The following is an 11,200-nucleotide window of genomic DNA, read 5'->3' on the forward strand; positions in this document are numbered from 1 at the left end:
CTACAATGCAGCCGTGCAAAAAATCCTGATTGTCGGCAGCGGGGACGTTGCCCGCCGCATCCTCTCCCGTCTTGCCCGCCGCGTCCGCGTCTACGCACTGCTGCGCGATGCGGCGCGTGCTGCCGAGTGGCGTACTGCCGGCGCAATGCCAGTGTTGGCCGACCTCGACGACCGGGGCAGCCTGCAACGCATCGCCGGCCTGGCCGACGTCGTGCTGCATCTGGCGCCGCCGCCTGGCGAAGGCCGCCGCGACACGCGTACCCGCAACCTGCTGGCCGCCTTGGGCAAGGCCAAAAGTCTACCACGCCAACTCATTTACGTAAGCACGACAGGGGTTTACGGCGACTGTGGCGGCGCGCAGATTGATGAAACCCGCTGTCTGAATCCCGAAAGTGCCCGTGCCGGCCGGCGGGTCGATGCCGAGCGCTGCTTGCGGGCATGGGGGGCGAAGAACGGGGTAGTCATCTCCATTCTGCGAGCGCCTGGTATCTATGCGGCCGATCGGCTGCCGATCGAGCGCCTGAACAAGGGCATGCCAGCGCTGTGCGAGGCGGATGATCCCTATACGAATCACATTCACGCCGACGATTTAGCCGCTGCCTGCATTGCCGCGTGGCGCAATGGCGACGCCAACCGCGTTTACAATGTCGTCGATGATTCCGATCTGAAGATGGCCGAGTATTTCGACCGTGTTGCCGAGGCGTTCGCGCTGCCACGTCCGCCGCGCATCTCGCGGCTGGAGGCCGAAAAAACGCTGTCGCCGGTGCAGATGTCCTTCATGCGCGAATCGCGGCGCATCGGCAATCGGCGCCTGAAAAACGAATTAAAACTACGCCTCGCATACCCGACGGTCGACGCCGGGATAGCCGAGGCGCTTGCAAGGAGAAACGCATGCTCGTCGTAAAGACACTGCATATCTGGATGGTCATTTCGTGGTTTGCCGGCCTGTTCTACCTGCCGCGCATTTTCGTCAATCTGGCCATGGTGCCAGCGGATAGTCACGCTGAGCGCGACCGCCTGTTGCTGATGGCCGGCAAGCTGTACAAGTTCATGACCCCGCTCGGCGCGCTGGCCATCGTGCTGGGTTTCTGGCTGTGGTTTGGCTACGGTTTTTCCGGTGGCTGGCTGCATGCCAAGACGACGCTGGTTGCCGTGCTGGCTGCTTATCACTGGCATTGCGGCCGGGTGCTCAAACGCTTCCAGTCGGGCGACAATGCCAAATCACACGTCTGGTTCCGTTTCTACAACGAACTGCCGGTCATCATCCTGCTGGTTGTCCTCTTCCTCGTCGTCCTGAAGCCTTTCTGACATGAACAAATATTTCGCAATTTGCCCGCGTGGGCTGGAAGAGCTGCTGGTCGAGGAACTGCGTGCTGTCGGCGGTGAAGAGCTACGGGCGACCCACGGTGGTGTCTTCTTCTCCGGTGACTGGTCGGTCTGCTATCGCGCCAACCTCGAATCGCGGCTGGCTACCCGCATCCTCTGGCACATCGTCAAGGGGCCGTACGCCAAGGAAGAGGACATCTATCGCCTGGCCGTGCGCCAGTTGTGGCCGAACCATTTCTCGGTCAGCCGGACAATGCGTGTGGTGACGACGGCGATCAAGTGTCCGCTGAAGTCGCTTGATTTCGTCACGCTGCGCGTCAAGGATGCGATCTGCGACCGCTTCCGCGAAGACCTCGGCGAACGTCCGAACATCGAGACGCGCCATCCAGATGTCAGCGTCCACGTCTTCCTCAGTGAAAACGAATGCACGCTGTACCTCGATACCTCCGGCCAGCCGCTGTGGCAGCGCGGTTTCCGCAAGGCCAGCGTCGATGCGCCGCTGAAGGAAAACCTGGCGGCCGGCATCCTGAAAATGACCGGCTGGCAGCCCGGCACGCCACTGATCGACCCGATGTGCGGCAGCGGCACCTTCCTGCTCGAAGCGGTGCAGATGGCGCTCGACCGGGCGCCGGGGCTGGATCGTGGCTTTGCGTTCGAATTGCTGAAGAGTTTCGAGGCGATGAACTGGGCTAATATCCGGGCCGCTGCTGAGGCGCGGGTCAAGCCAGTCGAGCCGATGGATATTCGTGGTTACGACAACGACGAAAAAGCCGTACGCGCCTCCCGGCGCAATCTGCAGGAAGCCGGTTTCGGTGCGGCGGTGATGGTCGACAACAGCGATGTGCTGGAAACGCAGCCACTGACTGACCATGGCATTCTGGTGACCAACCCGCCCTACGGCGAGCGTATCGGCGAGCAGGACGAACTGGCCGCCCTTTACCCGCAACTCGGCACGGCGCTGAAGCGTCACTGGGCCGGCTGGAACTGTTTCTTCTTCACGGCTGACATGCGTTTGCCCAAGCTGGTCGGCCTGCGACCCAGCCGCAAAACACCGCTGTTCAACGGTCCGCTCGAATGCCGCTTGTTCGAAATCCGTATGGTGGCAGGCAGCAATCGCAAGGTTTGATTGCTGCGATGCAATAAGCATGGGGTTTTGATCTTGGTCATCTTATTGGTCTGACCGCCATGCGACGATTCACGTTTCGTAATTAATAATTTCAGGAGATAGCGCATGTCCGTCCAGGCCCTCTACCAACAAAAACGCATGTCTGCTGCCGATGCCATTCGCGTCGTCAAAAACGGGGATACCATTGTTGTACCGACGGCAGTCGGCGAACCGCCCAGCCTGCTGACGGCACTGTCGGAGGCGCGCCGTGACTTCCGTGACGTGCAGGTTTCGCAGATTCTGGCCGTGCGCAAATACGGTTATCTGGACCCCGAAACCGTTGAAAATGTCCGTCACACCGCCTACTTCTACAGCGGTGCCACACGCCCGGGCGGCAAGGATGGCTGGGTCGATTTCATCCCGGCTTACTTCTCCGAAATGCCCCAGCTGATCAACCGCGGCCTGATGCCGGCCGACGTGGTGTTCAGCATGGCCTCGCCGATGGACGAGCACGGTTTCTTCTCGCTGGCGCTGGCTGCCGACTACACGATGGCCGCCATCGAGCGCGCCCGCGTCGTGGTGCTCGAAGTCAATCCCAATGTGCCGTTCGCCAACGGTGATTGCCACATTCATATCTCGCAGGTCGCCGCATTGTGCGAGAGCGACGATCCGATTCTTGAAGTCGGCCTGCCCAAGATCGGCCCGGTTCAGGAAGCCATCGGCAAGTATGTCGCCGACATGATTCCCGATGGCGCGACGCTGCAGATCGGCTACGGCGGCATTCCCGACGCCGTGGTCATGCAGCTGACCGACAAGCACGATCTCGGTATCCATACCGAAATGGTCGGCGATGGCATCATGTCGCTGGTCGAAGCTGGTGTGGTGACCAACCGCAAGAAGAACTACCACACGGGCAAGATGCTGGCGACCTTCGCGCTCGGCTCGAAGAAGCTCTACCAGTTCATGCACCGCAACCCGGCGCTCGAAATGCATCCGGTCGATTTCACCAACGACCCGTATCTGGCTGGCCAGAACGACAACCTGCACGCGATCAATGCCACGATGCAGATCGACTTCCTCGGCCAGTGCGGCTCGGAAAGCCTGGGCTCAATTCCTTACTCCGGCACCGGCGGTCAGTCCGACTTCGTACGGGCAGCCAATCGCTCGAATGGCGGCAAGGCTTTCATCGTGCTGCCGTCGACGGCCAAGGACGACACCATTTCACGCATCGTGCCGACCCTGTCGGCCGGTACCCACGTGTCGACCAGCAAGAACGACATCAATTACGTGGTGACTGAGTTCGGTGTCGCACAACTGCGTGGCAAGACGGCCAAGCAGCGGACCGAAGCGCTGATCGGCATCGCTCACCCGAATTTCCGTGGCGAATTGCGCGAGGCTGCCAAGAAGCTCAAGCTACTTTAAGGAAGTGTCATGATGGAAAAGCGTTTCTCGGATCAGGAACTCGAGCGGATCATCGATGAGGCAACCTTTTACATGTGTGCCTGCCCGGCCCAGGTGGTTGTCCAGATTCGAGGGCTACGCGAACTGTTCCAGTATCAGCTCAGTTGCGAGATCGATCCCGGCAACGATCCGGCGGTTCATCAGGCCATTGCCGACGTGACCGCCAAGGCGCACGCCATGATGGAGGATTGCCTGGATCAGATCCTGACTATGGAAGGCTGGGACCGGACAACGCTGAAAATGCCCGAAGGCTTGCGCCGCAAGATGTCAGAGGCCGTCGAGCGAGGTTTTTGAAGCATCACGCCGACTCTTCAGTCGGCACTTACAAACTGTAGCAATTTAGTTTTCCCCGACGGGCCATTTATTCGCTATCTTTAAAGCGAGTCAATGGCCCGTTTGGGTGTCGCCATGAAATATCGAAATCTACTTGTTGTTTTGCTGGCCGTGATCATGGCTGGCGCAGGCTCCAGCGCTTGGGCGCATGGCGGTCGCGTTCGTCTGGGTGTCAATGTCGGCATTGGTGGCCCGGTCTGGGGTCCGGCTTGGGGCCCTGTCTGGTATCCCCCGCCCTATTACTATCCGCCGCAGGTGATCGTCGTTCCCCCGGCCCCGCCTCCGGTTTACATCGAGCAGGCCGAGCCGGCCGCACAGCCTGTGCAGGCTCAGCAATACTGGTATTACTGCAAGAGCAGCAAGGGCTACTACCCCTACGTCAAGGAATGTCCAGAAGGCTGGCAGAAGGTGCTGCCGCAACCGGAGAGATGAAATGAGCGCGAAAAATCATAGGCCGAAACTGGCCGTGGCTGGTATGGCCCTGCTGCTGGGCGCGTGTACGGTGATTCCGACGGGACCGAGCGTCATGGTGCTGCCGGGGACGGGGCAGCCTTTCGAGCGTTTCCGGGCTGACGATATGGACTGCCGTCAGTACGCGCAGTACCAGATCGGTGGCAAGACGGCCGGCGACAGCGCCAAGGAATCCGCGGTGACCAGCGCAGCCGTCGGCACGGCCGTCGGCGCGCTGGCCGGTGCGGCGATCGGCGGTAACAGCAAAGGGGCGGCGATTGGTGCCGGTGCGGGCCTGTTGATGGGCAGTGCGTCAGGCACGGATGCTGCGCGAGCCTCGACGGTCGGCACCCAGCGCCAGTACGACAACGCCTACATCCAGTGCATGTATGCCAAGGGGCATCGCGTTCCGGTGCCGGCCAACATGAGCTACTCGGCGCCGGTTCGTTCGTCGGTGCAAAACCAGCCACAGGATCCGAGCATCCCACCGCCACCACCCGGTGCGCCGCCACCGGCGCCGGCCAATGTCCGCTAGATTTGGGGCATGAATCAAAAGGGCAGCACCGAATGGCGCTGCCCTTTGCTTTTCAGACTCCGGATTATCGTGCCGCGATCAGGCGATGCCGGCGCTGTGGGCCTGCTGGTCGGCCCAGTAACTGGAGCGCACCATCGGGGCACAGGCGGCACCGGAGAAGCCCATTTTCTTCGCTTCTTCTTCAAACATCTTGAAGGTGTCGGGATGCACGTAGCGGCTGACCGGCAGGTGATGGCCTGACGGGGCGAGGTATTGGCCGATGGTCAGCATCTCGACATCATGGGCGCGCAGGTCGCGCATGACCTCGAGGATTTCCTCATCGGTTTCGCCGAGGCCGACCATCAGGCCGGACTTGGTCTTGACGTCCGGGTAGCGTGCCTTGAACTGCTTGAGGAATTCCAGCGAATGGGCGTAATCGGCGCCGGGGCGAGCCTGCTTGTAGAGGCGGGGCACGGTTTCCATGTTGTGGTTGAGGACGTCGGGCAGGGCGCCGCCGAGAACGTCGAGCGCCACGTCCATGCGGCCGCGGAAGTCGGGAACCAGGGTTTCGACGGTGGTGGTCGGCGACAGTTCGCGGACGTTGCTGATCACGTCGACGAAGTGCTGAGCGCCGCCGTCACGAAGGTCGTCACGATCGACGCTGGTGATCACGACGTAACGCAGCTTGAGGGTGGCAACCGATTCGGCCAGTTCGCGCGGCTCGTTCGGGTTGGGCGGCAGCGGCTGTCCGTGGCCGACGTCGCAGAACGGGCAGCGGCGCGTGCAGATGTCGCCGAGGATCATGAAGGTCGCCGTGCCGCGGCCGAAGCATTCGCCTATGTTGGGGCAGGCGGCTTCTTCGCAGACGGTGTGCAGCTTCTTCTCGCGCAGCATGGTCTTGATTTCGCCGAAGCGCCCGGCGCTGTTGCCGGCCTTGACGCGTATCCACTCGGGTTTGCGCAGCGGGGTGTCGACCGGCACGATCTTGATGGGGATGCGTGCGGTTTTCAGTTCGCCTTTTTGCTTGACGCCTTTTTCAGCCATGTTGTTTGTCCAGTTGCTGTAGCAAGTGTTGCGAGAGTTGCTCGCCGGCCTCGTGAGCGGTGAGCGGGATATTGAAGTCTTTGGTCTGGATGACCTTCAGGCCAGCATAGCCGCAGGGATTGATCGCCGCAAAGGGGGAAAGATCCATATCGACATTGAGCGAGACGCCATGGTAGCTGCAACCGTTGCGGATGCGCAGACCGAGGGCCGCAATCTTGGCCTCGCCGACATAGACGCCAGGGGCGCCGTCGCGACGTTCGGCGGTCACCCCATATTCGGCCAGCAGGTCGATGACGGCCTGTTCGATCGCCGTGACCAATTCGCGCACCTTGATCTTCAGGCGCGACAGGTCGAGCAGAAGGTAGATCACGACCTGGCCCGGGCCATGGTAGGTGACCTGCCCGCCGCGGTCGATCTTGACGATGGGGATGCCGACATCCTTGAGGATGTGCTCCGGCTTGCCGGCCTGGCCCAGGGTGTAGACCGGCGGATGCTCGACGATCCAGATCTCGTCAGGCGTTTCGGCTGTGCGGCTGGCCGTGAAGTCCTGCATGGCCTGGAAGGTCGGCGCGTAGTCGACCTGGCCCAGGCGTTTGACGACAGGGGTCACAGCGCTGCCTCCGAAGCTTCGGCACGTGGCATTTGTCGGCAGCAGGTGCTGTTCGGCTTACTCGCATCCCCGCAAAGCGGGGCGCCTGCTTGGTACCTCACAGCACCACTTTGATCATCGGGTGGCCGCTCAGGTCGGTGTATAGCGCATCGAGTTGGGGTTTGGAGCGGGCGATAACGGTACAGGTCAGGCTCAGGTAGTTGCCGCCAGAGCTGGCCCGCATTTCCATGCTGGCGCCGTCGAAATCCGGGGCGTGAACGGTGACGATATCCAGGACGACCTGAGCCAGGCTGTCATCCGCCTTGCCCATGATCTTCAGGGGGAATTCACAGGGAAATTCGAGGAGGGTGTCCTTGTATGAAGCCATTTCAGCCTTTGCGCATTACGGTGTTCTTGAAGTCCTGATACCACTGCCACATCTGCTCGCCAAACGGGCCGGGCTGGCCTGCATTGGGCCCGTTTCCGACAGGCTCGCCATCCAGTGTCGTGATCGCCAGGATTTCCTTGGTCGATGAGGTCATCCAGACCTCGTCGGCGCTGCGAAGTTCAGTTTCGCTGATTTCACGGACTTCCAAAGCCTGCTGGTGGGTCGCGGCCAGTTCGAGGATCACGTCGTAGGTGATGCCTGGCAGCATCAAGTGCGTCTTGGGCGGGGCGAGCAAAACACCATCCTTGACGATGAAGATGTTCGAGGCTGCGCCTTCCTTCATCAAGCCGTCGCGAATCAACAGCGCCTCGGCACAACCCTGCTCGACGGCTTGCTGGCGGGCCAGGACGTTGGCGAGCAGCGAGATGACCTTGAGGTCGCAGCGCGACCAGCGCAGGTCGGGCACGGTGATCGCGGCAACCCCCTTGGCGCGGACTTCTGCGGGCGTGGTGACCAGCGGCGAAGCGAAGGCAAAGGCCGTCGATGGCACCGAGGCCGGCGGAAACGCATGGTCGCGCTTGTCATCGGCGCCGCGGGTGACTTGCAGGTAGATCGACTGGTCGTCCCAGGGGGCGGTTTCGATCAGCTTGCCAATCACTTCTTTCCAGCCGTCAGCGGTCAGCGGATTGGCCAGCTTGATGCCGTCCAGCGTCGCTTGCAGGCGCTTGACGTGTTCGTCGATGCGGAAAGCACGACGGGAATAGACCGGGATCAGTTCATAGACGCCGTCGCCGTAGAGAAAACCCCGGTCGAGCGGGGAGATGCCCGCTTCTGCCAGCGGCAGGAAACGGCCATTGAGGTAGACGGGATCGGCGACGTAGGGGGTCATGGGTTTAGTTGAACCAGAGTCGGATGGTATCGATGAGTCGAATGAAGATATTGCCGAGAGCGATATTTTCAAGAGCGACGACCGGATATTCGTTGTACGGCTTGCCGTCGATGCTGACTTTCAGCGTGCCGACCTTCTGGCCCGCTTCGATCGGAGCGATCAGACGCGGCTCGGCGACGAAATCACTCTTCACCTTGTTGGCGTAGCCCTTCGGAACGACCACAGACAGGTCGCTGGTAAAGCCGACTTTCGCCTCGCTCTGGGCGCCCTTCCAGGCGCGCAGCGTGGCAACTACCTGATCCTTGGCGAAGAGCGCCACGGCGTCATAGGAGATGTAACCCCAGTTCAGCAGCTTCTGTGATTCGGAGGCGCGGGCGCTGTCCGAGGCCGTGCCGAGAACCACTGACAGCAGCCGGCGCTTGTCGCGCAGGGCCGAGGAAATCAGGCAATAGCCGGCCGCTTCGGTATGGCCGGTCTTGACGCCATCAACCGTCGGGTCGATGAAGAGCAGGCGATTGCGGTTCGGCTGGGTAATGTTGTTGTAGCGGAACTCCTTCATCGAGTAGTACTTCTTGTAATCCTCGGGGAAGTCGCGGATCAGTGCCGAAGCGAGCAGGGAAAGGTCGCGGGCGGTGGTGTAGTGCTGCGGATCGGGCAGGCCGGTCGAGTTCATGAAATGGCTGTTCGTCATGCCCAGGCGCTGGGCTTCACGGTTCATCATCTGGGCGAAATTTTCTTCGCTGCCAGCAATGCCTTCCGCCAACGTGACGCAGGCGTCGTTGCCGGACTGGACGATCATGCCCTTGATCAGGTCTTCCACCGGCACTTGCGTGTCGACCCGGATGAACATCTTCGAGCCGCCGGTGCGCCAGGCCTTTTCCGAGACGGGCAGGGGCTGGCTCAGGCCAATGGTCTTCTGGCGCATGGCCGAGAAAGTCAGGTAGGCGGTCATCAGCTTGGTCAGCGAGGCCGGTTCGAGGCGCTCATCGGACTTTTCGGCGGTCAGAACCTGGTTCGAGCCGACTTCCAGCAGCAGCCACGATTTGGCGGCCAGTGCGGGCGGAACCGGGAGTTGCTGGGCCAGCACCTGGCCGGCGGTGACAATACTCAGTAGGATGAAAGCGGTCTTGCGGAACAGCGACATGGATTTTTGACTTTGTTTTATGTTGGGGGCAAGCATTATACCCTCGGCTCCGCGCCGGCCTGCGGCGCTGCGGCGCAGAGCGCCTCGACAGCCGGGTGGCGGATCCGTCGTTCGCTGGAGATGGCATAAATCTGTTCGCTGACGCCGGCCATGGCGCCCAGCGGCTGGGCATCGAGCTGTGAGGCAATCTGTTCGGCCAGGCCGAGCGGCGCGGGGAAAATCCCCAGGCCGCCGCGGCCGAAGGTGTTGAGCAAGGCGCTGTCTTCGAATTCGCCGACGATCTTCGGGCGAATATTGCTGTGCTCCAGCCAGCGATCAATCCGGCCGCGCAGGGCATTGTGGCGAGTCGGCAGCAGCATCGGCGCACCGTCGAGGCTGTTGGGAAAACCATGTGCGTAACGCTCGACCAGGGCTGGCGCGGCGAACAGCCCGGTGGCAAATTCACCCAGCCGGGTGCTGAATACCTTCAGGTTGCCACCAACCGGCGCGGCACGGTCGGTCAGCACGACATCGAGACGGTGCAGGGCGAGTTCGGCCAACAATGTTTCGAATTCGCCTTCGTCGCAAATCAAACGAACATCGGCCGGCATGTCGGTGACCGTAGACAACAGTCGGTAGGCGAGCAGCTTGGGAATGCCGTCGGAAATGCCAGCACGCAGGCGAAGTGTGGACTCGCTATTGCTATGCTCGACGGCATCAACCAGCGCGTCGCCGAGCTGGAAGATCTGGTCAGCGTAGCCAAGCGCCACGCGTCCTACCTCGCTCAATACCAGGCCGCGTCCCTGACTGTTGAACAGGGCCTTGCCCAGGTGGCGTTCAAGCAGGGAAAGCTGACCACTGATCGTCTGAACGGCAACGCCGAGCCGTTCTGCCGCCCGGGTGATGCTACCTTCCTGGGCGACGACCCAGAAGTAATGGAGGTGCTTGTAGTTGAGTGGGGTCATAAAGTTCATCAGGAAAAATCGAAGGGATAATCAATTTTGCTCCTGTTTTTGTAATTTGTGCAATGCAATACCATCGGCCCGTTTCTCTTTTGAGGAGTTCGACATGAAACGCATCATCCTGTTTCTCGCCACCAACCTGGCGGTCATGCTGGTTCTCAGCGTGGCGACCAGCCTGCTGGGCGTTAATAAATTCCTGACAGCCAATGGCTTGAATATCGGCATGCTATTCGTCTTTGCCGCAGTAATCGGTTTCGGCGGCGCTTTCATTTCGCTGCTGATGTCCAAGACCATGGCCAAGTGGAGCACGGGCGCCCGGGTCATCGAGTCGCCAAGTACCTCCACCGAAATGTGGCTGGTCGATACCGTGGCCAAGCTGGCCAAGCGTGCCAACCTGCCGATGCCGGAAGTGGCCATCTATGACGGTGAGCCGAATGCCTTCGCGACCGGCGCGACCAAGAACAAGTCGCTGGTTGCCGTCTCGACCGGCCTGCTGCAGAGCATGACGCGTGACGAAGCCGAAGCTGTGCTGGCCCACGAAGTCGCCCACATTGCCAACGGCGACATGGTGACGCTGACCCTGATCCAGGGCGTGGTGAATACCTTCGTCGTTTTCCTGTCGCGCATCGTCGGCTACGTGGTTGATGGCTTCCTGCGCCGTGGCGACAGCGAAAACAGCGGCCCGGGCATCGGCTACATGGTGACCAGCATGATCTGCGAAGTGGTCTTCGGCCTGCTCGCTAGCATCATCGTCGCCTGGTTCTCGCGTCAGCGTGAATTCCGCGCCGATGCCGGTGCGGCTGGCCTGATGGGTTCGCCGGTGCCGATGCAGAACGCGCTGCGCCGCCTGGGCAACCTGCACACCGAACCCTTGCCGCAGAACATGGCGGCCTCGGGCATTGCCGGTGGCAAGGGCGGCTTCATGGCGCTGTTTTCCACCCATCCGCCGCTCGAAGAACGCATTGCCGCCTTGGGAGGTCGTTGATCGCAGCCATTCGTGGCACGCGGTTTGCTAA

The 11,200-nt window shown here is 61.3% G+C and carries 14 protein-coding genes; 8 read left to right on the forward strand and 6 right to left on the reverse strand.

Translation table 11 applies throughout. The features are described 5' to 3' along the window. The first annotated feature begins 13 nt into the window (after positions 1-13). From KI617_RS01475 to KI617_RS01505, 7 genes are all read left to right on the forward strand, one after another. Positions 14-904: an SDR family oxidoreductase gene (locus KI617_RS01475; protein WP_226450005.1), complete on the forward strand. Its 891-nt coding sequence runs from the start codon at positions 14-16 to the stop codon at positions 902-904. Next, positions 892-1,308: a CopD family protein gene (locus KI617_RS01480; protein WP_226450006.1), complete on the forward strand. Its 417-nt coding sequence runs from the start codon at positions 892-894 to the stop codon at positions 1,306-1,308. Before KI617_RS01475 ends, KI617_RS01480 begins: the two co-directional genes overlap by 13 nt. Position 1,309: 1 nt before the next feature. Then, a complete protein-coding gene (locus tag KI617_RS01485) occupies positions 1,310-2,452 on the forward strand; it encodes a THUMP domain-containing class I SAM-dependent RNA methyltransferase (RefSeq protein WP_226450007.1) in 1,143 nt (380 codons plus the stop codon). A gap of 105 nt (positions 2,453-2,557) precedes the next feature. Next, a complete protein-coding gene (locus tag KI617_RS01490) occupies positions 2,558-3,853 on the forward strand; it encodes an acetyl-CoA hydrolase/transferase family protein (RefSeq protein ID WP_226450008.1) in 1,296 nt (431 codons plus the stop codon). 9 nt (positions 3,854-3,862) lie between these two features. Further along, positions 3,863-4,186, forward strand: a complete 324-nt coding sequence (locus tag KI617_RS01495; protein WP_226450009.1) for a hypothetical protein — start codon at positions 3,863-3,865, stop codon at positions 4,184-4,186. A gap of 93 nt (positions 4,187-4,279) precedes the next feature. Next, positions 4,280-4,657, forward strand: a complete 378-nt coding sequence (locus KI617_RS01500) for a hypothetical protein (RefSeq protein WP_226452040.1) — start codon at positions 4,280-4,282, stop codon at positions 4,655-4,657. Position 4,658: 1 nt separating this feature from the next. Further along, a complete protein-coding gene (locus tag KI617_RS01505) occupies positions 4,659-5,210 on the forward strand; it encodes a YMGG-like glycine zipper-containing protein (protein ID WP_226450011.1) in 552 nt (183 codons plus the stop codon). Positions 5,211-5,288: 78 nt separating this feature from the next. On the opposite strand, the gene lipA is transcribed toward KI617_RS01505, so the two are convergent. The 6 genes from lipA to KI617_RS01535 all read right to left on the reverse strand — a co-directional run bounded on the left by lipA (position 5,289) and on the right by KI617_RS01535 (position 10,196). Then, positions 5,289-6,233 carry a lipoyl synthase gene (gene lipA, locus KI617_RS01510; protein WP_226450013.1) on the reverse strand — a complete coding sequence of 315 codons (945 nt, stop codon included), beginning with the start codon at positions 6,231-6,233 and terminating at the stop codon, positions 5,289-5,291. Then, on the reverse strand, positions 6,226-6,843 hold the full coding sequence (gene lipB / locus KI617_RS01515; protein WP_226450015.1) for a lipoyl(octanoyl) transferase LipB: 618 nt from the start codon (positions 6,841-6,843) through the stop codon (positions 6,226-6,228). The genes lipA and lipB overlap by 8 nt, the downstream gene beginning before the upstream one ends. A 97-nt stretch (positions 6,844-6,940) precedes the next feature. Continuing rightward, positions 6,941-7,210, reverse strand: a complete 270-nt coding sequence (locus KI617_RS01520) for a YbeD family protein (protein WP_011286058.1) — start codon at positions 7,208-7,210, stop codon at positions 6,941-6,943. 1 nt (position 7,211) lies between these two features. Next, positions 7,212-8,099, reverse strand: coding sequence for a D-amino acid aminotransferase (locus KI617_RS01525; protein WP_226450017.1), 888 nt, complete (start codon positions 8,097-8,099; stop codon positions 7,212-7,214). Between the two features lie 4 nt (positions 8,100-8,103). Continuing rightward, complete coding sequence (locus KI617_RS01530) at positions 8,104-9,243, reverse strand: D-alanyl-D-alanine carboxypeptidase family protein (RefSeq protein ID WP_226450019.1); 1,140 nt, start codon at positions 9,241-9,243, stop codon at positions 8,104-8,106. A gap of 35 nt (positions 9,244-9,278) precedes the next feature. Next, positions 9,279-10,196 carry a LysR family transcriptional regulator gene (locus KI617_RS01535; protein ID WP_319004133.1) on the reverse strand — a complete coding sequence of 306 codons (918 nt, stop codon included), beginning with the start codon at positions 10,194-10,196 and terminating at the stop codon, positions 9,279-9,281. A gap of 94 nt (positions 10,197-10,290) precedes the next feature. Here KI617_RS01535 and htpX point away from each other — a divergent pair, with 94 nt between their 5' ends. Further along, positions 10,291-11,169 (forward strand): protease HtpX, encoded by an 879-nt coding sequence (htpX, locus tag KI617_RS01540; protein ID WP_226450020.1) that lies wholly within the window; start codon positions 10,291-10,293, stop codon positions 11,167-11,169. Positions 11,170-11,200: the final 31 nt, after the last annotated feature.

The sequence above is a fragment of the Ferribacterium limneticum genome (assembly GCF_020510625.1).
GTDB lineage: Bacteria > Pseudomonadota > Gammaproteobacteria > Burkholderiales > Rhodocyclaceae > Azonexus > Azonexus limneticus_A.